We start from the raw sequence: 24,374 nt of genomic DNA on the forward strand, positions 1-24,374 counted from the left end.
GTGGTAAATATTGACAAATTAATTCATGGCTTTAAATAATGCTTTTAGCTTATCAATTCTTCATTAATGAAAATATATTTATTATTGGCTGCTTTTTATTGGTGGGGTGTTAATAAGTGCGTTGGTAAACTATTTGTTATGGAGCTTACTATGTATCACAGGAAGATAAACCCGAAAGCAATAATACCTTTTACACTATCATTTACCGCAGCGCAGTTGGTTTGCGCCGGATTTGCGAGTGCAAAAAACTATGAACTAAATTATATAGATGTTAATGGTGGTCAGGAAGGGATCATCATTCAGGATACGATTGCAGATGATAAAAGCTATGATATCACGGTAAATATTGATAACCCTGTGCGAGGTGAAGGTAATGGCCTTGAGGTGAAGATTGGCAGTATCACCAAAGCCCAGGCGGGAGATTATCAAATTGGCAATTACAACGTGAATATTAGCGGAACTACGCAACAGGAACACCGCGCCGGTCTGGCCTTTTTTGGCTTATCCGCCGAAGGTCAGGACACCAACGTCACCGTCGATAACTTTAGCCTGAAAAACACTTTCTTAATTGGCTCTAAGTATACACATAACAATACTGCGTTGTATGCGGGAAGCGGTGCGGATATCACTGTAAACGGTAATGTGTACATTCGTTCAGAGGTTGAACACAGCAACGAGGGGAAAGACGCCACGCTGGCAAATAATGGAGTCTATGCGCGCGGTGCAGGTTCAACTATTATAGCTAACGGTGGCGATGTTTACATTAATACATACGCCAGTAATTTCAAAGAACTGCTGGAGAACAATAGTGGTTATCCTGATGGCTCATCAAAAAGTGATGCAGTTAGTGCTAAAGATGGTGGTGTCGTAAATATTAATCAGTCAGGTGAGCACAAGGTTAATTTGTTAGGAAATATCGACTTCGGCGATAAAATATATGCTAATACCAGCCAGATGAATATTACTCTCAATGGTGCAGAGTCATTCTGGCATGGGCATGAAGCGAACTTCCTGGAAACTGCCAGCGGTAAATGGGCGGGAGATTTGAATCTGACGCTGATGAATAATGCTTACTGGATCCCGGATGGCAAAGACGCTCAGATCAGCGCCATTACCTTGCAAGACGGCGGGACGATAAACCTGCATGGTTTTAACCTGCATACCAATCAGAGTATCAACGAAACCGTGAAGATTCACGATCTGAAAGGCAACAACGGTATTTTCCTGATTGATGTAAATACAAATAAAACCGATGAGCAGCGGCGTAATGGGAGCGACTTTATCGAGGTCGTTAAGAGTAGCACGGGGGGAACTCATGCCATTGAGGCGTTAAATATTAATAAGCTCAGCAATCTGCAAGAAGATATCTGGGTTGCCGATGCCGCCAGCAATGTGACGTTCGCAGCGTACGATAAAATCGATATCACTAACGAGTATGTATACGACTATAAACCGCTACTGCGTTCTGATATTCGGGAAGGCGATCCGGTAAGCCAGTATGGCACAAACTGGTATATCACGGGGGTTTCAACGAAAGCCAGTGCGGGTAGCAACACCGCAATTGCCAATGCTGGGTTAAACTACGCGGCGGCCACCGCCCGTCTCGAAATCGACAGCCTGAATAAGCGTTTAGGAGAATTACGCCAGAACCAACAGCAAAATGGTCTGTGGATACGCTATAAAGGCGGCGAAATGGAAAGCGATAATGGCAGCTACTTCAAAAACCTGTACAGCTTCTGGCAACTTGGTTATGACAATAAAGAAGAAGGTGAACAATCAGTCTGGACGCGAGGCATTGCGGCGCATTACATGAGAGGTAACGCTGACTTTACTTATGGCACGGGTGATAACAAGAGCTACGGTGGTTCACTTTATGCTGCATGGAACCGTCCGGAGAAACAGGACTACCTGGATCTGGTGCTGAAATATAGCCGCCATGAGAGTGATTTTAACTACCGAAATGTGTACGGCAATATGGGGGTGGCGGATAGCAGTACGTGGTCAATTAGCGCCAGCGCAGAATACGGTCGTGAGTTTAGTCTGGGAGAATCCTCTTTCATCGAACCGCAAGCGCAGCTCGTGTATACCCGGTTGGATGAGGCTCGTTATACCACCAGCAGCGGACTACGGGTTCGTCAGAATGATATCGATAGCGTGATCGGTCGTGTCGGATTGCGAGGAGGTTATCGATTTGAAGAACGCCCGGACAGCGACATTTATGTGAAGCTGGATCTGCTGCATGAGTTTGCCGGCGATCGTGATGTCACTGTGTGGGGTAAAGACGCGTCCATGACGGTTCGCGAGGGAGGAAGTGACTCGTGGATTAACTACGGTATTGGTACCAATATCCACCTCACTCAGAACAATAACTCCCGACTGTATGTTGACCTGGAAAGATCGGCTGGAGGCGACATTGATATGAACTGGCAGGTGAACGCAGGGTTCCGTATGGAGTGGTAAACGGTTACCGGAACGTCAGTAGAATCGTTATTGCTTAAAACCGTGTCCGACCGGGTATATTCTGGTCGGACACACTGTTGTTATCAGTTCAACACCATCGGCCATTCTGGCGGTGTGTGGCTCATCACTTCGACCATCACGGTTTCAATGTTCTTCCAGATAGTAGACATATCCACCAGGGTTATGCCGAGCAATCCAGTCGCAAACCAGCAGGCAAAAACCAGCCCCAAACCGCTGCTAATGACGGCCAGGCCAATATAATCTGATTTACGAAAACGGATATTGAGCGTACTGGCTAAAAACATCAGCACTGCACTGAGTAATTGCCACCGCAGAAGAACCACGCCAGTTGTTATCGTTGCCATGAAAAACGTCCTCAGAAAGTCTGGATGCCCAGGACAGCGCGGGGGTGTTCACCGAGGGTGTAGTACTCTGGCTATCGACGGGCAATAACATGAATGAAACATTGTTTCTGTTACATGATTTTTGTGAACTATATCACAAGTGCTCGTTTGTTCACCAGTGCTGGACGTTATTTTTACAGGATCATAACCACTCTCAATGTGTGGTTATATTCAAAAAGGCTTTTGACACTAAATAATCAATCTTAAAGGTGCATTTAGACCACCGGTTTAATTTATCCTAAATTTTGTGTTAAAAAAATTTAATGAATTTCTTAAATGCAACCAGGATAGTGCTCATAAAAAATTTACGTTTTAGGGATAATAACGTTGTGAAATAAGCGTAACTTTAAGTTTGCCTTACGGAAAAATAATATCATCATCAACTATTATCAGACTTTTACATAGAGACGTCTGTTGCTAATACTGATAGATTCATGCAAGTTAACTAGCTGGTGTTTATAGCATCCTGCCGTGACAGGTACTGGCATAGACAAAACAGGGACATAAGGCTGACATGAATCACAGTGCGCGACGCAAGCTGCTGAAGTTGCTGGGAACATTCATGGTGGTATTGCTCCCCGTGGTGCTGGCATTATGGTTTGCTCAAATTCGGGCTATGTCCGAAACCCGTAATCAACTCCGCTCATTTGCTCAACTGGTGTTAAATAAAACAGAATTGGTAATCCTGCAAGCCGATTTGGCGCGTGATATGGCCCAGTTGTATCAGGGTAAGATGTGTACCCCGGCACATCAGAAAAGTATGCTGAATATTATTCGCGGTCGTTTATATATCAGCGAGCTAATTTATGCGCAGGGCGATCATTTTTTGTGCTCTACGTCGATGGTGCCACCCGTTACCTATATTATGCCGACCGCAGACTATAAACGTACGCCGGATATCGCCATCTATTACTACCGCGATACCCCTTTTTTCGCTGGCTACAGAATGACGTACATGCAACGTGGGAACTACGTCGCAGTCATAAATCCATTATCCTACAGCGAAGTCATGTCAGATGATCCGGATCTGTCCTGGGGCGTATATGACACAGTAACAGATACGTTTTTCTCTGCCAGCGAAGCGGCAAATGTTGCGCAATTCGCGCCTCTCGTACGCGGTGAAGCCTCGACCTTTCAACAAGACGATCGCTTTTACACCATCGTGCATTCAGAAAAACGCCCAATTGCGATCATTGTGTCGACCTCAGACAACCGCGTAAGTCAGATTTTCTATCACGAGGCGGCGTTAACCATTCCCTTCGGGATTATCTGCAGCATCCTGATACTGCTAATGTGGTGGCGCACGCGCCAGGAATACTTATCTCCCCGGCGCTTACTAAAACGCGCGATCAAAAAACGTCAGCTTTGCCTGCATTACCAGCCGATCATTGATATTAAGAATGGACAATGTGTTGGTGCTGAAGCTCTGCTGCGCTGGCCGGGTTGTAAAGGTGAGGTGATGAGCCCGACGGAGTTTATTCCGTTGGCTGAAAAAGAGGGAATGATTGAGCGGATCACGGATTATGTCGTTGAAGAGGTATTCAACGATTTGGGGTATTTTCTTTCGGCGCATCCTCAGCTTTATATCTCGATTAACCTTTCCGCTTCTGACTTTCATTCATCCCGATTGATTGCTCTGATTAACGACAAAAATCGTGAGTACTCCGTGGCGGCCCAGCAAATTAAAGTCGAAGTGACGGAGCGGGGGTTCATAGATGTACATAAAATGACCCCAGTAATCCAGGCGTTCCGCAAGGCGGGTTATGAAGTGGCATTTGATGATTTTGGCACGGGATATTCCAATCTGCATAATTTGTCAGCGCTGAATGTCGATATCCTGAAGATCGACAAATCGTTTATTAGCACGTTGTCCACTAACAGCACCAGTCACTTGATTGCCGAACATATTATTGAGATGGCGCAAAGCTTACACCTGAAGACGATTGCGGAAGGGGTGGAAACGAAGGAACAAATCGAATGGCTGCTTGAACGCGGCGTACAGTATTGTCAGGGCTGGTATTTTGCGAAGGCGCTGCCGTCGCAGGAGTTCATGCACTGGATACAACGGTCGCCCGCCATACTGACGCAGAGCGGGCAATAAGCTTACAGGCGGTGGCGGTAATCGCTGGGGGTACGATCAAACTCGCGGCGAAACACGCGCGAAAAGGTTTGTTGCGATACATAACCAAGATCCATCGCGATATCGAAAATAGGTCGCTCAGTCGTCCTCAGTTCAACCGCCGCCAGCAGAAGTCGTCGCTGGCGGATGTAGTCACCCAGCGTCTGGCGCGTCACCGTGCGGAACATTCTCTGTAAATACCACTTCGAGTAACCTGATTTTTTCGCAACCGCCTCAATGTTCAGCGGCTGATCGATATGTTCATCAATCCATTCAATAAGGGTCTGAATAATCTGCTGATGGGACATAGGGCTGCCTCTTTCTCAGTATTCGATTCGTCGTTTTGTCTGTGGGCGAGTATAATTCCTCAAGTTAACTTGAGGTAAAGCGATTTATGGAAAAGAAATTACCCCGGATAAAAGCGCTGCTCACGCCAGGTGAAGTTGCAAAGCGTAGCGGCGTGGCAGTTTCGACCCTGCATTTCTATGAAAGCAAAGGGTTAATCAGCAGCATGCGCAACAGCGGTAATCAGCGTCGCTACAAACGTGATGTGTTGCGTTACGTGGCGATTATCAAGATTGCTCAACGTATTGGGATCCCGCTGGCAACGATTGGCGACGCGCTGGGCGTATTACCTGAAGGACATTCACTTAGCGCTAAAGAGTGGAAACAGCTCTCTTCGCAATGGCGTGAAGAGCTGGACCGACGCATTCATACTTTGGTGTCGCTACGTGATGAGCTGGATGGATGTATTGGTTGCGGCTGCTTGTCGCGCAGCGATTGCCCGTTGCGTAACCCAGGCGATCAGTTGGGCGAGCAAGGAACCGGGGCGCGTCTGCTGGAAGATGATTGATTGGTTTAAATATATGACGGATATATACCCTAAATAATTCGCGTTGTGGGAAGGCGGCAAGAGCACGAATCCCGATGAGCTTAGTAAACTAAGTGATTCGGGTGAGTAAACGCAGCCAACACACCTGCAACGTGAAGTATGACGGGTATAAAACTAAAGCGCCACAGAGGGCGCTTTAGTTTGGTTCCGGTCTTTGTCTTTCACTCTATCCCGCTGGTTCACGGGAGGGTTTCCCCCGACATCAACACCCCTCAGTCGAGCACATTAGGGGAGGTTCCGGCCTGTGTTGATAATGTAAGTGTAAGCTACCTCCCTCCATTTGCCAGTGAAACGATGATTTTTTAGCCAAAAAATTTACCGCATCTTCACCGGTTTTCTTGCGCGAGTTTGCGCGAAAAATAAGAACGATTGTTGCGACAATCTGGCGAAATTTGTTACCAGATTGCGCATTGACGATAACGTTTGCGCATCGACTGGTTGTTTATTGTGCGTTATAAGAAGAAATGAGTAAAAAGCGGCAAAGTTCAGTTGAAAACCGGCGTATGATCGCTGGATAATCGTTTGCTTTTTTTTACCACTCGTTTTTTATGCGCGGAGCTAAACGTTTGCTTTTTTGCGACACCCCTAATGACGCAAACCTGGCACATGGAGAAAACGTTTAGCAGGCAGTGGATTGTCCAGCACGCATAATGACGAAAAAATAAACTCTCAGGGGATGTTTTCTATGTCTACGCCTTCAGCGCGTACCGGCGGTTCACTCGACGCCTGGTTTAAAATTTCGCTTCGCGGCAGTACCGTTCGTCAGGAAGTCGTTGCCGGATTAACGACGTTCCTCGCCATGGTTTACTCCGTTATTGTGGTTCCAGGGATGCTGGGTAAAGCCGGATTCCCGCCTGCCGCTGTATTTGTGGCAACCTGCCTGGTCGCGGGCGTCGGTTCTATTGTGATGGGCCTGTGGGCAAATCTGCCGCTGGCGATTGGTTGCGCCATTTCTCTGACGGCGTTTACCGCATTCAGCCTGGTATTGGGACAACATATCAGCGTGCCCGTTGCGCTGGGCGCGGTGTTCCTGATGGGCGTCCTGTTTACCATCATTTCCGCGACGGGTATTCGTAGCTGGATCCTGCGCAATCTGCCGCAGGGCGTTGCGCACGGTACGGGAATCGGTATCGGCCTGTTCCTGCTGCTGATTGCGGCAAACGGCGTTGGTCTGGTGATTAAGAATCCGCTGGACGGTCTGCCGGTTGCGCTGGGCGACTTCGATACCTTCCCGGTGATTATGTCGCTGGTTGGTCTGGCGGTGATTATTGGCCTCGAAAAACTGAAAGTACCGGGCGGCATCCTGCTGACTATTATCGGTATTTCCATTGTTGGCCTGATTTTCGACCCGGCCGTGCATTTCTCCGGTATTTTTGCCATGCCGTCTCTGAGCGACGAAAACGGCAACTCGCTGATCGGCAGCCTGGATATAATGGGCGCACTGAATCCTATCGTTCTGCCGAGCGTGCTGGCGCTGGTCATGACCGCCGTCTTCGATGCGACCGGCACCATCCGTGCCGTAGCCGGTCAGGCGAATTTGCTGGATAAAGACGGACAGATTATCGACGGCGGCAAAGCGCTGACCACCGACTCCCTGAGCAGCGTGTTCTCTGGTCTGGTGGGCGCTGCTCCTGCGGCGGTATACATTGAGTCCGCAGCGGGTACGGCGGCAGGCGGTAAAACTGGCCTGACGGCGATCACCGTTGGTGTCCTGTTCCTGCTGATCCTGTTCCTCTCTCCGCTCTCGTATCTTGTACCGGTATACGCAACGGCGCCTGCGCTGATGTATGTGGGCCTGTTGATGCTGAGCAACGTTGCGAAAATCGACTTTGCTGACTTTGTTGACGCAATGGCGGGTCTGGTAACGGCCGTATTTATCGTGCTGACCTGTAACATCGTTACCGGCATTATGATTGGCTTTGCTACCCTGGTGATTGGCCGTCTAGTCTCTGGCGAATGGCGCAAGCTGAACATCGGCACGGTGGTTATCGCTATCGCGCTGGTGGCCTTCTACGCGGGCGGCTGGGCTATCTGATTTTTATTCGATAAAGATCCTCAAAACGGGTGGCTTTGGCCGCCCGTTTTTATTTTCAGAACACACTCGTTGTCTTTTGCGTTACTCTCAATTAGATAGAATTGAGGCACGACGCCTCTCATCACCAATCATAAGAAACATCGCAAACAGGGAACGCATGGAAATCTTTTTCACCATACTCATCATGACCCTTGTGGTCTCGCTGTCGGGGGTATTTACTCGCGTATTGCCCTTTCAACTCCCTTTACCCCTAATGCAGATCGCCATCGGCGCCTTGCTGGCGTGGCCGACGTTTGGTTTGCATGTGGAATTCGATCCTGAGCTGTTTTTGGTGCTGTTCATCCCGCCGCTGCTCTTTGCCGATGGCTGGAAGACGCCAACGCGTGAGTTTCTCGAGCATGGGCGAGAGATCTTCGGCCTTGCGCTGGCGCTGGTGCTGGTCACGGTGGTCGGCATTGGATTTATGATTTACTGGCTGGTGCCGGGGATACCGCTTATCCCAGCCTTTGCGCTGGCCGCCGTCCTTTCGCCAACCGATGCTGTTGCCCTTTCCGGCATTGTGGGGGAGGGGCGCATACCGAAGAAAATTATGGGCATCCTGCAGGGCGAAGCGTTGATGAACGACGCCTCCGGTCTGGTTTCTCTGAAGTTTGCCGTCGCCGTGGCGATGGGGACGATGGTATTTACCGTTGGTGGCGCAACGCTTGAGTTCTTCAAAGTGGCGATTGGCGGCATCCTGGCTGGTTTTGTCGTCAGTTGGCTGTACGGGCGCTCCCTGCGCTTCCTCAGCCGCTGGGGCGGTGACGAGCCGGCAACGCAAATCGTCCTGCTGTTCCTGCTGCCGTTTGCGTCTTACCTGATTGCGGAACACATCGGCGTTTCCGGTATCCTCGCGGCGGTCGCTGCCGGGATGACGATCACCCGTTCCGGGGTGATGCGCCGCGCACCGCTGGCGATGCGTTTACGTGCTAACAGTACCTGGGCAATGCTGGAGTTTGTGTTTAACGGCATGGTCTTCTTGCTGTTAGGGCTACAGTTACCGGGGATTCTGGAGTCTTCCTTAGCGGCGGCAGAGGTCGATCCGAACGTTGAAATCTGGATGCTGTTTACCGATATCGTGCTGATTTACGTGGCGCTGATGTTGGTACGTTTTGGCTGGCTGTGGACGATGAAAAAATTCAGTCTGCGCTTCCTGAAGAAAAAACCAATGGAATTCGGCTCCTGGACAACGCGTGAAATCCTGATTGCCTCTTTTGCGGGCGTGCGCGGGGCAATTACCCTCGCCGGTGTGCTCTCCATTCCACTGTTGTTACCGGACGGTAGCGGATTCCCGGCGCGATATGAGCTGATCTTCCTTGCCGCAGGCGTGATTCTGTTCTCGCTGTTTGTTGGCGTGGTGATGTTGCCGATTCTGCTACAACATCTGGAAGTGGCAGACCACTCGCAGCAGCAGAAAGAGGAACGTATTGCTCGCGCTGCTACGGCAGAAGTGGCGATTGTCGCGATCCAGAAAATGGAGGAGCGACTGGCCGCGGACACCGAAGAGAACATCGATAACCAGTTACTCACCGAGGTGAGTTCCCGCGTGATTGGTAACCTGCGTCGTCGCGCCGACGGACGCAACGATGTGGAAAGCTCGATGCAGGAAGAAAACCTCGAGCGACGTTTCCGCCTGGCAGCGTTGCGTTCAGAACGCGCGGAGCTTTATCATCTGCGCGCGACGCGGGAAATCAGCAATGAAACGCTGCAAAAGCTGCTGCACGATCTGGACTTGCTGGAAGCGCTGTTGATCGAGAACCAATAAACGAGAGTGCCTGATGCGCTACGCTTATCAGGCCTACAAAACCGATGTAGGCCGGATAAGGCGTTTGCGCCGCATCCGGCATTTTACGACGCTTGCGGTAGCCAAAACCCTTCACAGCATTTGAGCCACGCCTGGGCGCTGTGCGACAGATACACGCCTTCGCGCCAAATCATGCCCAATTGCCAGCGTAAATCACTCTCCAGAGGGATCCAGCGCAATGTTTGCTTATCCAGGCGCTGGCAAATCGGCTCCGGTAAAATGGCAATCCCGACTCCGGCTTGTACCATCGCAGCCAGAAAATCCCACTGCCCGCTGCGCACCGCGATGCGGGGCTTGACGTTGTGTTGGCTAAACAGCTCAAGCAATTGGCGGCTCAACGCGAAATCTTCGTTGTAGATCAGTAGCGGATGTTCCGCCAGTGCCTCGGGGGAAATGGATTCGCATGTTGTCCACTGACCGGAGCGGGGGACCAGCACACAGAGCGGATGACTGAAAAGCGGTAAGGTCGCCAGACCACTCTCTTCTTCAACCGGCAGCGCGGTCATCGCGACATCCAGATCGCCGTTCATCACCGCCTGCTGGACGGTTAAGCCGCCAAATTCAGAGACCTTCAGCTCAACGCCGGGATAGCGCTGGCGAAACAGGCTGATAGGCCCGGCCATCAACATACCGACCATCGGCGGGATACCGAGGCGCAGCACACCCCTGTTGAGGTGATTAATGTCGCTAAGTTCGGCTTCAAGCTGGCGAAACTCAGCGAGGATCGCCAGGCCGCGTTCGAAAACGACCTGTCCGGTGTCGGTTAACAACAATCGCCGCCCGTCGCGGATGAGCAATGTGCAATTAAGCTCGTCTTCAAGGTTCTTCAACATCTTGCTGATGGTGGGCTGGGTGACAAAAAGCTTCTCCGCTGCGCGAGTAAAGCTCTGCTGACGAACCACCTCAACAAAATATCGCAGCGTTCTGATATCCATGATTATTCCTTAAGACTATGCCTGCAATGAGTTTAATTCATTTCAGTCCTGGACGGGGGCTCTCTATACTGGCGCTCTCTATTTTTTAAGGACATACCCTCATGGCTGTGGCGATAAGCCGCGTGACGCCTGCTGTTATTCATCGACTCCAGATCCCCGTTCAGGTTCTGTTGTACGCAGGTCTCTTTGTATTTGCTCAATATCTTGTCTCCTGGCTGCATCTGCCGCTTCCTGCCAACCTGGTAGGGATGGTGCTGATGCTGGCGTTAATTGTCTGCCGGGTTATCCCGCTGAACTGGATTCGCGCAGGTGCTCGCTGGTTACTGGCTGAAATGCTGCTGTTTTTTGTCCCGGCGGTGGTCGCCGTTGTGAACTACACGCAGCTGTTGCTGGTTGATGGCTGGCGTATATTTGCCGTCATTGCGATCAGTACGCTGATGGTGCTCGGCGCAACGGCGTGGGTGGTGGATAAAGTGTATCGCTATGAAATGAGCAGGCTAAACCGTGAGTAATTTCCAGCTAAGCATGTTGTGTCTGGTGATTACGCTGGGTATCTACTTTGCTAATAAGCGTTTGTATCGCCGTTTTCGTAAATTACCGCTGATGCCATTAGTTCTCACCCCGGCCCTGCTGGTGCTGATGCTAGTCTTCGGCCATATCTCCTGGCAAAACTATATTGGTGAATCGCACTGGTTGCTGTGGTTGTTAGGACCGGCGACCATCGCCTTTGCCGTTCCGGTGTATGACAACCTTGCGGTGATTAAGCGTCACTGGATGTCGCTGACGGCGGGCGTGATAACGGCAACGCTGGTGGCCGTCACCAGTTCCGTGTGGCTGGCGCGTCTGTTTATGTTGCCTGATGAGATCCAACGCAGTCTGGCGGTGCGTTCCGTCACCACGCCATTTGCGCTGGCAGCGGCAGAGCCATTGGGCGGGCAGCCGGACCTGGTGGCCTTGTTCGTGGTGGTGACCGGCGTATTCGGCATGGCGGTCGGCGATGTGCTGTTTTTACGCCTTTCCATTCGTGAAGGAATGGCGAAAGGCGCAGGATTTGGCGCCGCATCGCACGGGGCAGGCACGGCGCGCTCTTATGAGCTTGGTCAGCAAGAGGGCGTGGTTGCCAGTCTGGTAATGATGCTTTCCGGTGTGGTGATGGTATTGGTTGCGCCACTGGTCGCGAGGCTGATGTTCTAAGAAAGGATGTAATCCTCCGGCCCGAAAGCCGGAGGAGAAGGGATGTTAGTGCGCGCGACCTTGTTCTACGCCGTACCCGGTCTGGGAGCGGATGAACTGAGCACGGAACTGCTCGCGTTCGCGGTTGCCTTCTTCTGAGTTGTCGGTAGCAGAGAAGAACCAGATCCCGAGGAACGCTATGCTGATGGAGAACAGCGCTGGATATTCATACGGGAAAATGGCTTTTTCGTGACCGAGGATCTGGACCCAAATGGTTGGGCCGAGAATCATCAATACTACCGCTGTTAACAGACCTAACCAGCCACCCAGCATTGCGCCACGGGTGGTCAGACGCGACCAGTACATGGAAAGCAGGATGATCGGGAAGTTGCAGCTGGCCGCGATGGCGAACGCCAGACCCACCATGAAGGCGATGTTCTGGTTCTCAAACAGCACGCCGAGCAGGATGGCTATCACACCCAGTACCAGTACGGTGATTTTTGACACCTTCAGCTCTTCACGTTCGGTTGCGCCTTTGCGGAATACGTTGGCGTACAGGTCGTGAGAAACTGCCGAAGCGCCCGCCAGCGTCAGCCCGGCAACCACCGCCAGGATGGTGGCAAACGCCACTGCAGAGATGAAGCCGAGGAACAGGTTACCGCCCACCGCATTCGCCAGGTGAACCGCCGCCATGTTGTTACCACCGATCAGTGCGCCTGCAGCATCTTTGTACTCTGGATTAGCGCCTACCAGCATGATCGCGCCAAAGCCGATGATAAAGGTCAGGATGTAGAAATAACCCATAAAACCGGTGGCATAGAATACGCTCTTACGCGCTTCGCGGGCATCGCTGACAGTGAAGAAACGCATCAGAATATGCGGCAAACCTGCTGTACCGAACATCAATCCAAGACCTAACGACAGGGCGGATATCGGATCTTTTACCAGACCGCCCGGGCTCATAATCGCGGAGCCTTTCGGGTGTACTGCCATCGCTTCGGTGAACAGGTTGTTGAAGCTGAAGCCGACATGCTTCATTACCATGAAGGCCATAAAGCTGGCGCCGAACAGCAGCAGAACAGCTTTAATGATCTGTACCCAGGTGGTTGCCAGCATGCCGCCAAACAGAACGTACATCATCATCAGTACGCCAACCAGTACGACGGCGATGTGATAGTTCAGACCAAACAGCAGCTCAATCAGTTTACCTGCGCCGACCATCTGGGCGATCAGATACAGCGCGACCACCACCAGGGAACCACAGGCCGACAGAATACGGATTGGACCCTGTTTCAGACGATAAGAAGCAACGTCAGCAAAGGTGTAACGACCGAGGTTACGCAAACGCTCAGCAATCAGGAACAGGATAATTGGCCAGCCGACCAGGAAGCCGAGTGAGTAAATCAGCCCGTCATAACCGGAGGTAAATACCAGCGCGGAAATTCCAAGGAACGATGCCGCCGACATATAGTCGCCCGCAATCGCCAGCCCGTTCTGGAAACCGGTGATGTTACCGCCGGCGGTGTAGTAGTCATTACGCGAACGTACGCGTTTAGACGCCCAGTAGGTAATGCCGAGCGTAAAGATGACGAAAATCAGGAACATAACAATCGCCTGCCAGTTGGTTGGCTGGCGTTGAACTGCACCGCTAATAGCATCCGCCGCGTTTGCGGCGAAGGGCAGCGTGGCGGCAAGCGCCGTCAGGACTCTCTTCATGATGCTTTAACCTCGTGCAGAACCGCATTGTTCAGGCGATCGAATTCACCGTTTGCCCGCCAGATGTAGATCCCGGTCAGGATGAAGGAGATGAGGATCACTCCGACCCCAATCGGAATACCGCGGGTGACGCTGGTTCCTGCGTGTAGCGGAGTACCCAGCCAGCCTGGCGCAAAGGCAATCAATAAAATAAAGCTGATATAAACTGCCAGCATGATGATGGACAGAATGGTGGCAAACCGTTGCCGTTTTTCTACTAACTCCCTGAAACGCGCACTGTCTTCTATCCGCTGATAAATTTGGTCATTCATCACAGAGTTCTCCAGAGGCCCCCTTCGTCTTTCACGCCGCAGGTGCGTTGGCCGCACTCGCCCACCCCAGTCACATAGTGAACTATGCTACTGGGGATGTGCTCGCTTGCCGCCTTCCTGCAACGCGAAATCCTTTGGGGGAGGGTTTTTATATTTCCCTCCCGGTCAGGGGAGGGGTAGGGATAGGATTTGTAGGCCCGATAAGCTGCGCGCCATCGGGCATTTCACAGTTATGGTTATGATGGCATCGCGATGGCCTGCTTCTCTTCGAGCAGTTTCTCCACGACGCCAGGATCGGCGAGGGTCGAGGTATCGCCCAGATTGCTGGTATCGCCCGCCGCGATTTTACGCAGAATACGGCGCATGATTTTGCCGGAGCGGGTTTTCGGCAGTGAGTCGGTCCAGTGCAGCACGTCTGGCGTTGCCAGCGGGCCAATTTCTTTACGCACCCAGTTGCGAACCTCGGCGTACAACTCAGGTGACGGCTCTTCACCGTGATTCAGCGTGACGTAAGCGTAGATCGCCTGGCCTTTAATATTATGTGGAATCCCTACCACCGCGGCTTCGGCAATCTTCGGATGCGACACCAGCGCCGATTCGATTTCAGCTGTTCCCAGACGGTGGCCGGAGACGTTCAGCACATCGTCCACACGTCCGGTGATCCAGTAATAGCCATCTTCGTCACGGCGCGCGCCGTCGCCGCTGAAGTACATATTCTTGAAGGTAGAGAAGTAGGTTTGCTCAAAGCGTTCGTGATCGCCAAACAGCGTTCTCGCCTGGCCCGGCCACGAGTCGGTAATCACCAGATTGCCTTCGGTCGCGCCTTCCAGCGGAGTACCTTCGTTATCGACAATCGCAGGCTGTACGCCAAAGAATGGACGGGTTGCAGAACCGGCTTTCAGTTCGGTGGCGCCGGGCAGCGGGGTAATCATGAATCCACCGGTTTCAGTCTGCCACCAGGTATCGACGACCGGGCATTTTTCGTTGCCGATCTTCTTCCAGTACCACTCCCATGCTTCCGGGTTGATCGGCTCGCCAACTGAACCCAGGATACGCAGCGACGAACGGTCAGTGCCTTCAATCGCTTTATCGCCTTCCGCCATCAGGGCGCGAATGGCGGTCGGTGCGGTATACAGAATATTGACCTGATGCTTGTCCACAACCTGCGACATACGCGCCGGGGTAGGCCAGTTTGGCACGCCTTCGAACATCAGCGTGGTTGCGCCGCAGGCCAGCGGACCGTACAGCAGGTAGCTGTGCCCGGTTACCCAGCCTACGTCAGCGGTACACCAATAGATATCGCCCTGATGGTAATCAAACACATACTTAAAGGTGGTTGCAGCGTAGACCAGATACCCGCCGGTAGTGTGCAGCACGCCTTTCGGCTTGCCGGTTGAGCCGGAGGTATACAGGATAAACAGCGGATCTTCCGCGTTCATCTCTTCCGGCTGGTGTTCTGAGCTGGCCTTCTCGATAAGATCGGACCACCACAGGTCGCGACCTTCCTGCCATTCCGTTTTTCCACCGGTACGTTTGAGAACGACCACATGTTCAACGGTTTTCACATTTGGATTTTTCAGCGCATCATCCACGTTCTTTTTCAGTGGGATAGCGCGCCCGGCGCGTACGCCTTCGTCGGCGGTGATCACCAGGCGTGAATTGGAGTCGATAATACGTCCGGCGACGGCTTCCGGTGAGAAACCACCGAAGATGACCGAATGCACCGCGCCAATACGGGCGCAGGCCAGCATGGCGACCGCAGCTTCCGGCACCATCGGCATATAAATGGCCACCACGTCACCTTTTTTAATGCCTAAATCCAGTAGCGTATTGGCGAAACGGCAGACATCGCGATGCAACTCGCGATAGGTAATGTTTTTGCTTTGGGTTGCGTCATCGCCTTCCCAGATGATGGCGGTACGATCGCCGTTTGCCTGCAGGTGGCGGTCAAGACAGTTTGCGGCCAGATTCAGGGTGCCGTCTTCGTACCATTTAATCGACACGTTGCCTGGGGCGAAGGAAGTGTTCTTCACCTGGCTGTACGGCTTGATCCAATCAAGAATTTTTCCCTGTTCGCCCCAAAATGTGTCGGGTTCGTTAACGGATTGCTGGTATTTCTCTGCGTACTGCTCCGGATTTATCAGGCAACGATCCGCAATGTTTGCGGGAATAGCGTGTTTATGTATTTGGCTCATGGCTTTTGTTCTCCTTGTAGGATGTTAATAATATGTCTCATAAACGTTAAATGTAGGGGCTTTGAGAGTTTTGTTTAGTATTTGCGCGGCAGATCACGCAATAAACGAATTGTGCAAATTAGCGACAAACTGAATTTTGAAGGGAGCTAGCAAAATTGACTAAATCTCGCGATAACATGTAGTTATCTAAAGGATTGTTGAAAAGGTGATCTGTATCTGAATTAGACAAAAGAGGGAGCAATCAAAGGGTGTTACTAACTCTAAAGTGGTATTTTACATGCACTTACAATTGATTAAAGACAACATTTTCAGTGTGGTTTCTTGTTACAAATAGGGTGGAGCAATGTCATGACAGTGTCAAGGCTCAATTGAAATGTCCGTTATCCAGCTCAATTAAAATGACCACTTTGATCTCTCATTCTCTTTACTGATAGACTTTCCTCCGACTGAAACAACAGGATGATTGAGCCCATGCTTCGATACGAGTTAACGCCGAACAATGCAGGTTTTATACTGTGGGGAGATTCAGAAGCCCTGAATGAATTACATGAACTCATTCATTACATCGTGGATGAAAGCCCACTGATTAAAGTTAAAGACGGATTTATGTTATCCCTTGCCTATGATATTCGTAAAGCACGGGAAGGTAATCGTCGTGTTGAGCAACATCAGTATGATCAACATGATACATATAAGCTTTATGGTGTTGAGCTTTTATGGCCTCTGGTCCTGGTACAGTCCTCAATACTCAGAAACTCAATGGGTTATATTCAGACAGACAAAAACCAGCTGTCTGTCATGTATGCCTTTGAATACCTGATAGAATCAGCATTAACAGAGTCTGAGAGAACAACGTCGAATGATATTATGCTAACAGTAAAATATGCATCAGACTCTGATTTTAATTTCATTGAGGATAATATTGACAGCAGGTGCTGCTATTTTATCAGCCTATCTCCGGAGCAAAGAAAAAAGCAGTTAATCAGTATTGTTCGTTCTTTTCATTCATTATGGGGTAAGTATGCCCGTGAAAAGCAGGACATAAAGATGCTGAACGAAATGAATAATACATCATGGGTCTGGCCGGACAATATCAACTGGTGAGCAACCACTGTCCGGCCAGTGAGTACCATCAGCGGGCTCTTTTACCAAAAATGTCCTCTGAACGTGACTGAAGCTGTTTGAGTGCTTCGAGCATGTCATCATTATCCAGTGAGCGCTGGGATTTCTTCCCTTCCTGCTTTGGCCGTCGTCGGGAAGGGCCATCTCCAGCGGGAATTGACTGAGAGCGCGTGTTATCCCGCTTGCTCTGCACCAGACTGATAAACTCCAGGGTTCGGCCAAGACGCTTGTTATCGACAATCGCGCCCTGGTCGATTTCTGACAGTCGGTCGTAGGTAGAGTAGGGAAGTAGCGTACCGTTCAGGCGCAGCTCTTTTCTGCCATCAGGATAGTGATACACATCGATATATTTACCTATTGCACGGCGACTCAGTTCGCTGTCTTCAATCAGGTACAACATTTTATCATATTGTATCGTCAACGATTTTGAGACTTTACGTTTTTCACGAACAGTGAAAATAAGCCCCAGGTCCTCATCATGTTCTACAGCACGGTGTACGTCAAAATCATGTCGCGGTACTTTGCCAAAACGGCGGTTATAGTCAGCCATATAGGCCTCAGCGAAGTCATTTGCAGCCTCCATTGAACAAATGCCCTGTAACCGCAGCTCTTTGACCAGACGATCCTGTAAAGTGAGGTGAGCTCGTTCTACACGCCCTTTGGCGGGACTGGTTTCTGCACAGATAGTCTGGATGTTCAGTTCATGCATGGCTCGCCCAAACTGAGTATGCCCGTCTCCGCCTGTGGCGTGTTTATTGTTAACACGAAAAACACCGGCTTTATCGCTGTACAGTGCCAGCGGTTTACCATGCTTATCGATATAGCGCCGCGTGGCTTCGAAGTAAGAAAACGTGGACTCCGATTTAACAAACAACAGTTCCATCAGTTTGCTGGTTGCATCATCAACATAGACCAGCGCGGTGCAGGCCGGGCCACGGCCTTCAAACCAGTCGTGATCACAGCCATCTATTTGTATCAGCTCACCAGTACACGGACGCCGGTACCGTGGTTGAGGGATCCTTGCGGCACGTTGTTTACGGGGAACCCATAAGCCAGCCCGCACCATGATGCGCCGGACAGTTTCTTTGCCAAGAAACAGTCCGTGGAGTTCTTCGAGCTTTTCACGCGCCAGAGTCGGACCGAAATCAGCATAACGCGTCTTGATCAGTTCCAGAGCCTGATCTGCGAGCCCGGGTGGCAACTGGCGGTTACCACGCATGCCACATCGTCTGCTGGCCATACCAAGCGGTCCGCCTTCACGGTAACGGGCAAGAAGTCTGCGGCATTGCCTGTCGCTGATACCGAGGTGCTCGGCCGCACGGCGCGTTGTGATGCGACGTTCAATGACGTCCTGTATAATCTTGATCCGGTTGATCTCTTTCAAAGTAAACACTCCTGAGCTTTCTGCGCTCATGATATGCCTCCCGGTAGTTTAAACGGACCAGTGAAGCTTACCATAGCGCGGACATCTGAATTGAGCCACAGGCGGACATTACTATTGAGCCATTACAGTTTACCGTGTTGAGTCTGGCGTCGCTCGGGCTGTACGCCTGGCGGGGCCAGCAAGTCCGGCAGAATGCTCGTTTTGGCGGTTGGTCACGCGAGATGCTGATTCTGGTTGCGCTGCTGCTCTTTAGTGCGGTGCTGCTGATTGTGCTGATTGGCACGCTCTACCCGATGATTTACGGGCTGTTCGGCTGGGGGCGGCTTTCCGTGGGTGCACCGTACTTTAACCGCGCTACGCTGCCCTTTGGCCTACTGATGCTGCTGGTTATTGTGCTGGCAATGGTCAGAAGCCGCAAAGTGTCTTTCCGCATCCAACTTCCGGCACTGCTGGCGCATGCCGGAGTGCTGGTGTTTGCGGCGGGGATCGTCTTTTCCAGCGGGAGTCGTCAGGAGATAAGCCTGAACCTGAGCCCTGGGCAGCAGGTTGAACTGGCGGGTTACATTTAATGAGATGGTCACTCCCTCCTTCCCAGTACTATGCTGAGGACAGGCTTTCATTCGGAGAACCATCATGGAAAACATTGCGCTTATTGGTATCGATCTGGGTAAGAACTCTTTCCATATTCATTGTCAGGATCATCGTGGGAAGGCCGTTTACCGTAAAAAATTCACCCGACCAAAGCTAATCGAATTTCTGGCGACATGCCCGGCAACAACCATCGCGATGGAAGCCTGTGGCGGTTCTCACTTTATGGCACGCAAGCTGGCAGAGTTAGGGCATTTTCCAAAGCTGATATCACCGCAATTTGTCCGCCCATTCGTTAAAAGCAACAAAAATGACTTCGTTGATGCTGAAGCTATCTGTGAAGCAGCATCACGTCCATCTATGCGTTTCGTGCAGCCCAGAACCGAATCTCAGCAGGCAATGCGAGCTCTGCATCGTGTCCGTGAATCCCTGGTTCAGGATAAGGTGAAAACAACTAATCAGATGCATGCTTTTCTGCTGGAATTTGGTATCAGCGTTCCGCGAGGTGCTGCCGTTATTAGTCGACTGAGTACCCTTCTTGAGGACAGTAGTTTGCCTCTTTATCTCAGCCAGTTACTGCTGAAATTACAACAGCATTATCACTATCTTGTTGAGCAGATTAAAGATCTGGAATCTCAGTTGAAACGAAAGTTGGACGAAGATGAGGTTGGACAGCGCTTGCTGAGTATTCCCTGCGTTGGAACGCTGACTGCCAGTACTATTTCAACTGAGATTGGCGACGGGAAGCAGTACGCCAGCAGCCGTGACTTTGCGGCGGCAACAGGGCTGGTACCCCGACAGTACAGCACGGGAGGTCGGACGACATTGTTAGGGATTAGCAAGCGGGGCAACAAAAAGATCCGAACTTTGTTGGTTCAGTGTGCCAGGGTATTCATACAAAAACTGGAACACCAGTCTGGCAAGTTGGCCGACTGGGTCAGGGAGTTGTTGTGTCGGAAAAGCAACTTTGTCGTCACCTGTGCTCTGGCAAACAAGCTGGCCAGAATAGCCTGGGCACTGACGGCGCGACAGCAAACTTACGAAGCATAAAGGCAGAAATACACCAGTTTAAACAATCATTCATCTGGTTTTGCGAATACTGATATTGATGATACTAACGGCCCACCGGCCTGTTGAGGAACCTGTAAAACGGAAAGGCTCATTGAAGCCGTATATTTTCTGGAGGTTCATCAGGCGCGGAACTCATCGAGGCGCGGGAATAAAATCCCATTCAGACGCCGGATAGATTCAAGCAAGCCAACTTGTCGTCAAAATCGGTGTTGCAAAAACGGGAGTGACCATAGATTCCGTTTTGAGCGTCTCGACCTGGAAGCCAAAGGTAACTACACCAGTGAAAAAGCGCAGATCACGCTGTGGCACAATGAGAAACGCATTGGCAGCCTGCAACCTGAAAGGCGCTTCTATGCCGCGCGTCGTCAACAGATGATGGAGCCGGGGATCCGCTGGAACCTGATGCATGACTGGTATGCGGTAATGGGTGAAAAAACCGGACCAGACCGTTATGCCATGCGCTTGTACGTGCAGACCGGCGTGCGCTGGATTTGGGGTGGGGGACTATTAATGGTCTTTGGCGCGCTGCTGAGCGGATGGCGAGGAAGGAAACGCGATGCGTAAATTAATCACAGCGTTGCCGGATGGCGGCGTAAACGCCTTATCCGGCCTACAAGGTGCGCAAACCGTAGGCCGGATAAGCGCAGCGCCATCCGGCAGAAAGTTATTACTCTTAACGCTCGTCCTGTTTTTCATTACTTTCGCTACGCATGCCCAGGTTGTGGACACATGGACGTTTGCCAACCCGCAGCAGCAGGAACAAGCGCTGTCTATTGCCAGCCAACTGCGTTGTCCACAGTGCCAAAACCAAAATTTGCTGGAATCCAATGCGCCGGTAGCGGTCAGTATGCGCCATCAGGTTTATAGCATGGTGGCGGAAGGGAAAAGTGAAGCTGAGATAACCACCTGGATGACCGAGCGTTACGGTGACTTCGTTCGTTATAATCCGCCGCTGAATGAGCAAACGCTGCTGCTGTGGGCGTTGCCGTGCCTGTTGTTGTTGCTGGTAGGTGTAGTGGTCTGGCGAGTGAGAAGACGTCAGCATACGGAGGAAGGTGAATAATGAGCCAGTGCGAGCCGCTGTTACGCCCAATGCCCGTGAAGCGGCTGACCGCTGCGGTGGTACTGATGGTTGTGGCCTGCATTGGAGGCTACCTGTTGACGCCAAAATGGCAGGCGGTTCGTCAGGAGCAGACGCGACTGGCGGACCCTTTACATGCTTTCTCTGATGAAAATATTCAGGAAAAACAGTTGCTTTTTCTGCAATCGCAGATTCGAGCCAATCCACGGGACGGCGTGAAATGGGCGCAACTCGGGGAGTACTATCTTTGGCAAAACGCGTATCATAATGCGCTGCTGGCCTACGAGCAGGCGCTGCGTGTCGGCGGTGAAAATGCTGAGATCTATTCAGCGATGGCAACGGTATTGTATTACCAGGCCGGACAACATATGGCGCCGCCCACTCGCGAGATGATTGATAAGGCCTTGGCGCTGGACCCGGCAGAGGTCACCGCGCTGATGTTGTTAGCCTCAGATGCGTTTATGCAGGCAGACTACGCCCAGGCTATTTCAGTTTGGCAAAAAGTTATGGATTTAAACTCGCCGAGGGTGAACCGGGCACAGCTCGTTGACTCTATTAATATGGCGAAGTTGTTGCAGAATCGGCAAAAATAAATTTGTTTTATTTGTGATTTGTATCATTTTGCCTGTTTAAAAAACAGGCAAACGAACAGGTGAGCGAAAAAAACTCACGCTATGACTTCTTCATTTTTGAACATATTAAAATTCTTTTATAACAAAAAGTTATTCATCAATACCGCGATAAAATTGCATTTTTATGCATAAATTCAGCCAAAAGCCCTGTTCTTAGAGGGTTGCGCGGAATGCCATGCAGATGATAATGATAATAAGCGTTAAAAAACTCCATAAACGAACGCAACACAATTCATACCCTTTCAGTATGTACTATTCCCACACACCGCATGTGGAATAGCGCTCCATCGAGGAAGTCCGTTGTTATGAAAAATTTGAAAGTCAGCCTGGCATGGCAGATTCTAATCGCCATGGTGCTGGGCATTCTGCTAGGGAGTTACCTGCATTACCATAGCGACAGCCGCGAATGGCTGGTGGTCAACCTGCTGTCTCCGGCGGGCGATATCTTTATCCATCTGATCAAAATGATCGTCGTGCCGATTGTTATCTCCACGCTGGTGGTTGGTATTGCCGGGGTGGGTGATGCAAAACAGCTGGGCCGTATTGGCGCCAAAACCATTCTCTATTTCGAAGTGATCACCACCGTAGCAATTATTCTTGGCATCACGCTGGCGAATGTGTTCCAGCCGGGTTCCGGGATTGATATGTCGCAACTGGCGACCGTGGATATTTCGAAATATCAAAATACCACCGCAGAAGTGCAGAGCCACGCGCATGGCCTGATGGGCACGATTGTGTCGCTGGTGCCGACTAATATCGTCGCGTCGATGGCGAAAGGCGATATGTTGCCGATTATCTTCTTCTCGGTGCTGTTTGGTTTAGGCTTGTCTTCACTACCAGCAACCCACCGCGAGCCGCTGGTGACTGTGTTCCGCTCGATTTCAGAAACCATGTTTAAAGTGACCCACATGGTGATGCGTTATGCGCCAGTCGGTGTTTTTGCGCTGATTGCTGTGACCGTCGCGAACTTCGGTTTTGCCTCACTGTGGCCGCTGGCGAAACTGGTGCTGTTGGTACATTTTGCCATCCTGTTCTTCGCGCTGGTGGTGCTGGGGATTGTGGCGCGTATCTGCGGTCTGAGCATCTGGATCCTGATCCGCATTTTGAAAGATGAGCTGATTCTGGCTTACTCTACCGCCAGTTCCGAGAGCGTACTGCCGCGTATTATCGAGAAGATGGAAGCCTATGGCGCACCGGCTTCAATCACCAGCTTTGTGGTGCCGACCGGCTACTCATTTAACCTTGATGGTTCAACGCTGTACCAGAGTATTGCCGCGATCTTTATTGCGCAGCTGTATGGTATCGACCTGTCGCTGTGGCAGGAAATCGTGCTGGTGTTGACGTTGATGGTGACCTCGAAAGGGATTGCGGGCGTGCCGGGCGTCTCCTTCGTGGTACTGCTGGCTACGCTTGGCAGCGTGGGGATCCCGCTGGAAGGCCTGGCGTTTATTGCCGGTGTTGACCGTATCCTCGACATGGCGCGTACCGCGCTGAATGTGGTGGGGAATGCGCTGGCGGTGCTGGTTATCGCCAAGTGGGAGCACAAATTTGACCGCAAGAAGGCGCTGGCTTACGAGCGCGAGATGCTGGGTAAATTTGATAAGACCGCTAATCATTAATTAATGAAAGATTGCCGGATGGCGCTGCGCTTATCCGGCCTACGGAAGACGGTGAACTGTAGGCCGGATAAGGCGTTTATGCCGCCATCCGGCAATGCAAACCATTACCCGTTTGTTAACTTTTCAAACTCTTCACAGCCGGTATCGAACCCTTCCATACAGCTCAGATTCAGCCAGTGCAGCGCCTTCTGTTTATTCTTCACGATAAAACCCTGCTCGCCGTTTAAGAACATCATTCCGGCCCAGTACTCGGAATAACCGGTGCGGGAGATGGCGGAGCTGCGTTTGAAATACCACGTCGCTTTTTCATCGTCTGCGGGGATCCCCACGCCGTTGGCGTAAATCAGCCCGAGCAGCATTTGCGCGTCGACGGCGGAGTCATTTTCCAGATCTTCAGAGGCGTTTTGCAGCAAGGTAATGGCTTTGGGGTAATCTGTGTGTCCTGCCTGGGTGTTGACCAGAATCCGCGCCAGGGTCAGTTCTCCCGCTTTACTGCCCGCTTTGGCTGCCTTTTCCGCCAGCGTTTTGGCTTGGGGGTAATCCAGACTGACCGGATTCGTAATTTTGATTTGCGCCAGGAGCGCGCAGGCGTCGGCATCGCCATTGTCGGCGGCTTTTTGCGCCCAATACTCGGCTTTGCTCAAATCGCCCGAACTGAACCAGGTATCGGCAAGAAAGTACTGTGCGCGACGGTCCCCTGCCTCAGCGGCCTGTAAGTACTGGCTTCCTGGCTCAGTATCACTGGCATGGGCAAAGAATGTCATAAAGAACATCAATGCAATGAGTTGTTTCAT

Annotated in this window: 19 protein-coding genes and 2 pseudogenes; 13 read left to right on the forward strand and 8 right to left on the reverse strand. The window is 51.3% G+C overall.

Annotation, left to right across the window (positions count from 1 at the left end; all coding sequences use genetic code 11):
* The first annotated feature begins 150 nt into the window (after nt 1-150).
* Nucleotides 151-2,460, forward strand: a complete 2,310-nt coding sequence (locus C2U41_RS24425) for an autotransporter family protein (RefSeq protein ID WP_048241788.1) — start codon at nt 151-153, stop codon at nt 2,458-2,460.
* An 83-nt stretch (nt 2,461-2,543) separates the two neighbouring features.
* Here the strand turns inward: C2U41_RS24425 and C2U41_RS24430 are convergent, their stop codons facing one another.
* The gene (locus C2U41_RS24430; RefSeq protein ID WP_003844730.1) at nt 2,544-2,825 is read right to left on the reverse strand and encodes a YjcB family protein; all 282 of its coding nucleotides are present in this window, start codon (nt 2,823-2,825) and stop codon (nt 2,544-2,546) included.
* 553 nt (nt 2,826-3,378) lie between these two features.
* On the opposite strand from C2U41_RS24430, the gene C2U41_RS24435 reads away from it, so the two are divergent.
* Nucleotides 3,379-4,965: an EAL domain-containing protein gene (locus C2U41_RS24435; protein ID WP_071701139.1), complete on the forward strand. Its 1,587-nt coding sequence runs from the start codon at nt 3,379-3,381 to the stop codon at nt 4,963-4,965.
* A 2-nt stretch (nt 4,966-4,967) separates the two neighbouring features.
* On the opposite strand, the gene soxS is transcribed toward C2U41_RS24435, so the two are convergent.
* The gene (gene soxS, locus C2U41_RS24440; RefSeq protein ID WP_003031731.1) at nt 4,968-5,291 is read right to left on the reverse strand and encodes a superoxide response transcriptional regulator SoxS; all 324 of its coding nucleotides are present in this window, start codon (nt 5,289-5,291) and stop codon (nt 4,968-4,970) included.
* Nucleotides 5,292-5,377: 86 nt separating this feature from the next.
* On the opposite strand from soxS, the gene soxR reads away from it, so the two are divergent.
* The 3 genes from soxR to C2U41_RS24465 all read left to right on the forward strand — a co-directional run bounded on the left by soxR (nt 5,378) and on the right by C2U41_RS24465 (nt 9,714).
* Nucleotides 5,378-5,836, forward strand: a complete 459-nt coding sequence (gene soxR, locus C2U41_RS24445; protein ID WP_003031733.1) for a redox-sensitive transcriptional activator SoxR — start codon at nt 5,378-5,380, stop codon at nt 5,834-5,836.
* Between the two features lie 724 nt (nt 5,837-6,560).
* Nucleotides 6,561-7,910, forward strand: a complete 1,350-nt coding sequence (ghxP, locus tag C2U41_RS24455; protein WP_003031735.1) for a guanine/hypoxanthine transporter GhxP — start codon at nt 6,561-6,563, stop codon at nt 7,908-7,910.
* Between the two features lie 157 nt (nt 7,911-8,067).
* Nucleotides 8,068-9,714, forward strand: a complete 1,647-nt coding sequence (locus C2U41_RS24465) for a Na+/H+ antiporter (RefSeq protein ID WP_003031737.1) — start codon at nt 8,068-8,070, stop codon at nt 9,712-9,714.
* 83 nt (nt 9,715-9,797) lie between these two features.
* Here C2U41_RS24465 and C2U41_RS24470 read toward each other — a convergent pair whose 3' ends face one another.
* Nucleotides 9,798-10,688 (reverse strand): LysR family transcriptional regulator, encoded by an 891-nt coding sequence (locus tag C2U41_RS24470; protein WP_003844732.1) that lies wholly within the window; start codon nt 10,686-10,688, stop codon nt 9,798-9,800.
* A 101-nt stretch (nt 10,689-10,789) separates the two neighbouring features.
* Between C2U41_RS24470 and C2U41_RS24475 the strand changes: the two genes are divergently transcribed.
* Together C2U41_RS24475 and C2U41_RS24480 are read left to right on the forward strand one after the other, a co-directional pair.
* Nucleotides 10,790-11,200, forward strand: a complete 411-nt coding sequence (locus C2U41_RS24475) for a CidA/LrgA family protein (protein ID WP_003031742.1) — start codon at nt 10,790-10,792, stop codon at nt 11,198-11,200.
* Nucleotides 11,193-11,882, forward strand: a complete 690-nt coding sequence (locus tag C2U41_RS24480; protein ID WP_086504808.1) for an LrgB family protein — start codon at nt 11,193-11,195, stop codon at nt 11,880-11,882. The genes C2U41_RS24475 and C2U41_RS24480 overlap by 8 nt, the downstream gene beginning before the upstream one ends.
* A 45-nt stretch (nt 11,883-11,927) precedes the next feature.
* Here the strand turns inward: C2U41_RS24480 and actP are convergent, their stop codons facing one another.
* From actP to acs, 3 genes are all read right to left on the reverse strand, one after another.
* Nucleotides 11,928-13,577 (reverse strand): cation/acetate symporter ActP, encoded by a 1,650-nt coding sequence (gene actP, locus C2U41_RS24485; RefSeq protein ID WP_003031747.1) that lies wholly within the window; start codon nt 13,575-13,577, stop codon nt 11,928-11,930.
* Nucleotides 13,574-13,888, reverse strand: a complete 315-nt coding sequence (locus tag C2U41_RS24490; RefSeq protein ID WP_003031750.1) for a DUF485 domain-containing protein — start codon at nt 13,886-13,888, stop codon at nt 13,574-13,576. Before C2U41_RS24490 ends, actP begins: the two co-directional genes overlap by 4 nt.
* Before the next feature lie 236 nt (nt 13,889-14,124).
* Nucleotides 14,125-16,083, reverse strand: a complete 1,959-nt coding sequence (acs, locus tag C2U41_RS24500; RefSeq protein WP_103849235.1) for an acetate--CoA ligase — start codon at nt 16,081-16,083, stop codon at nt 14,125-14,127.
* Between the two features lie 471 nt (nt 16,084-16,554).
* On the opposite strand from acs, the gene C2U41_RS24510 reads away from it, so the two are divergent.
* Nucleotides 16,555-17,187: a DUF6904 family protein gene (locus C2U41_RS24510; RefSeq protein ID WP_001567369.1), complete on the forward strand. Its 633-nt coding sequence runs from the start codon at nt 16,555-16,557 to the stop codon at nt 17,185-17,187.
* A gap of 28 nt (nt 17,188-17,215) precedes the next feature.
* Here C2U41_RS24510 and C2U41_RS24515 read toward each other — a convergent pair whose 3' ends face one another.
* Nucleotides 17,216-18,619, reverse strand: a complete 1,404-nt coding sequence (locus C2U41_RS24515) for an ISNCY-like element ISKpn21 family transposase (protein WP_001567368.1) — start codon at nt 18,617-18,619, stop codon at nt 17,216-17,218.
* Between the two features lie 98 nt (nt 18,620-18,717).
* Here C2U41_RS24515 and C2U41_RS24520 point away from each other — a divergent pair.
* From C2U41_RS24520 to gltP, 5 genes and pseudogenes are all read left to right on the forward strand, one after another.
* Nucleotides 18,718-19,152, forward strand: a pseudogene (locus tag C2U41_RS24520) (cytochrome c-type biogenesis CcmF C-terminal domain-containing protein); the annotation flags it as partial.
* 70 nt (nt 19,153-19,222) lie between these two features.
* Nucleotides 19,223-20,227 (forward strand): IS110-like element IS5075 family transposase, encoded by a 1,005-nt coding sequence (locus tag C2U41_RS24525; protein WP_000427614.1) that lies wholly within the window; start codon nt 19,223-19,225, stop codon nt 20,225-20,227.
* 249 nt (nt 20,228-20,476) lie between these two features.
* Nucleotides 20,477-21,311: pseudogene (gene nrfF, locus C2U41_RS29825) on the forward strand (heme lyase NrfEFG subunit NrfF); the annotation flags it as partial.
* Nucleotides 21,311-21,922, forward strand: coding sequence for a heme lyase NrfEFG subunit NrfG (nrfG, locus tag C2U41_RS24540; protein ID WP_016149410.1), 612 nt, complete (start codon nt 21,311-21,313; stop codon nt 21,920-21,922). The pseudogene nrfF and the gene nrfG, both read left to right, overlap by 1 nt.
* Nucleotides 21,923-22,266: 344 nt before the next feature.
* A complete protein-coding gene (gene gltP, locus C2U41_RS24545) occupies nt 22,267-23,580 on the forward strand; it encodes a glutamate/aspartate:proton symporter GltP (RefSeq protein WP_003031773.1) in 1,314 nt (437 codons plus the stop codon).
* Nucleotides 23,581-23,684: 104 nt separating this feature from the next.
* Here the strand turns inward: gltP and yjcO are convergent, their stop codons facing one another.
* Nucleotides 23,685-24,374, reverse strand: a complete 690-nt coding sequence (gene yjcO / locus C2U41_RS24550) for a Sel1 family TPR-like repeat protein YjcO (protein ID WP_003031775.1) — start codon at nt 24,372-24,374, stop codon at nt 23,685-23,687.

It is taken from the genome of Citrobacter freundii complex sp. CFNIH4 (assembly GCF_002934505.1).
Classification (GTDB): Bacteria; Pseudomonadota; Gammaproteobacteria; order Enterobacterales; family Enterobacteriaceae; genus Citrobacter; species Citrobacter freundii.

Bases quoted from the DNA above. Each gene is read 5' to 3' on its own strand.
- ghxP (WP_003031735.1), top strand. From the start codon at position 6,561: ATGTCTACGCCTTCAGCGCGTACCGGCGGTTCACTCGACGCCTGGTTT.
- actP (WP_003031747.1), bottom strand. From the start codon at position 13,577: ATGAAGAGAGTCCTGACGGCGCTTGCCGCCACGCTGCCCTTCGCCGCA.
- C2U41_RS24490 (WP_003031750.1), bottom strand. From the start codon at position 13,888: ATGAATGACCAAATTTATCAGCGGATAGAAGACAGTGCGCGTTTCAGG.
- C2U41_RS24510 (WP_001567369.1), top strand. From the start codon at position 16,555: ATGCTTCGATACGAGTTAACGCCGAACAATGCAGGTTTTATACTGTGG.
- soxS (WP_003031731.1), bottom strand. From the start codon at position 5,291: ATGTCCCATCAGCAGATTATTCAGACCCTTATTGAATGGATTGATGAA.
- nrfG (WP_016149410.1), top strand. From the start codon at position 21,311: ATGAGCCAGTGCGAGCCGCTGTTACGCCCAATGCCCGTGAAGCGGCTG.
- C2U41_RS24425 (WP_048241788.1), top strand. From the start codon at position 151: ATGTATCACAGGAAGATAAACCCGAAAGCAATAATACCTTTTACACTA.
- C2U41_RS24475 (WP_003031742.1), top strand. From the start codon at position 10,790: ATGGCTGTGGCGATAAGCCGCGTGACGCCTGCTGTTATTCATCGACTC.
- C2U41_RS24515 (WP_001567368.1), bottom strand. From the start codon at position 18,619: ATGAGCGCAGAAAGCTCAGGAGTGTTTACTTTGAAAGAGATCAACCGG.
- gltP (WP_003031773.1), top strand. From the start codon at position 22,267: ATGAAAAATTTGAAAGTCAGCCTGGCATGGCAGATTCTAATCGCCATG.
- soxR (WP_003031733.1), top strand. From the start codon at position 5,378: ATGGAAAAGAAATTACCCCGGATAAAAGCGCTGCTCACGCCAGGTGAA.
- C2U41_RS24435 (WP_071701139.1), top strand. From the start codon at position 3,379: ATGAATCACAGTGCGCGACGCAAGCTGCTGAAGTTGCTGGGAACATTC.
- C2U41_RS24525 (WP_000427614.1), top strand. From the start codon at position 19,223: ATGGAAAACATTGCGCTTATTGGTATCGATCTGGGTAAGAACTCTTTC.
- C2U41_RS24470 (WP_003844732.1), bottom strand. From the start codon at position 10,688: ATGGATATCAGAACGCTGCGATATTTTGTTGAGGTGGTTCGTCAGCAG.
- yjcO (WP_003031775.1), bottom strand. From the start codon at position 24,374: ATGAAACAACTCATTGCATTGATGTTCTTTATGACATTCTTTGCCCAT.
- C2U41_RS24430 (WP_003844730.1), bottom strand. From the start codon at position 2,825: ATGGCAACGATAACAACTGGCGTGGTTCTTCTGCGGTGGCAATTACTC.
- C2U41_RS24465 (WP_003031737.1), top strand. From the start codon at position 8,068: ATGGAAATCTTTTTCACCATACTCATCATGACCCTTGTGGTCTCGCTG.
- acs (WP_103849235.1), bottom strand. From the start codon at position 16,083: ATGAGCCAAATACATAAACACGCTATTCCCGCAAACATTGCGGATCGT.